The organism is Arthrobacter cavernae (assembly GCF_017368795.1).
In the GTDB taxonomy this organism is placed as follows: Bacteria; Actinomycetota; Actinomycetes; order Actinomycetales; family Micrococcaceae; genus Arthrobacter; species Arthrobacter cavernae.
In genome coordinates this window covers 1-634 of sequence record NZ_JAFNLL010000112.1, presented here as the reverse complement: position 1 = coordinate 634, position 634 = coordinate 1, and the positions used below count along the sequence as shown (strand labels likewise).

Sequence of the window (634 nt, the reverse complement as noted above, 5' to 3'; positions counted from 1 at the left end):
CAATGTAGAGCCGGCCACGCCGCGGCACAACCATAGCCGGCACAACCATAGCCGGCCCGGCCCATGCAGGGGGCGGGCAGCATGGCCGGTGGCCACGCGAAAGATTTGGCAGTGCACCGCGTGCGACTACCAGGTCTCGCTGACCGCCGGCACGATACTGCACAGGTTCGGCTCTCCAGTTCCCGTGCGGCGGTGGCGAATTCCAGGTCTGCGAACGCCGCGAGGGCCTGCTTGGTGACGCGATCTTAGTGGTGGAACGCGGCGGGGTGGCCCTCTCCGCGCAAGGGCCCGGTCAGCGCGTCGAGATATGAGACTTCGGTAGAGGTCTCCGAGGAAGCTCCCGGCATGGTCACGGCTGAATCCGTTGCCGACGACGACCCGCTGTGCGGTCCCTTCGGTAAGTTCGGCCGGCATCGGATGGGCCGGAACAATCATCCGCGCCTGCGCAGCCGCTCGGAGAGGTGGTAGAAGTTCCAATTATCCGAGTAACCGTCTTTGAGCCGCCAGGCGAAGATGGGGACGCCGGGGCCATCCTGACCGCCAGTCACATACCGCAGGGCTTGAAATTTCAAAGATGAGTCCTGTCTTGCAGCCCAGGGCTTGGGAGACACACGAGCTGTTGATGACCCCATCG

General features: G+C 64.4%; 1 pseudogene. It reads right to left on the bottom strand.

The window, feature by feature from the left end:
* Positions 1–431 precede the first annotated feature (431 nt).
* Positions 432–634, bottom strand: a pseudogene (locus J1902_RS19035) (hypothetical protein); the annotation flags it as partial.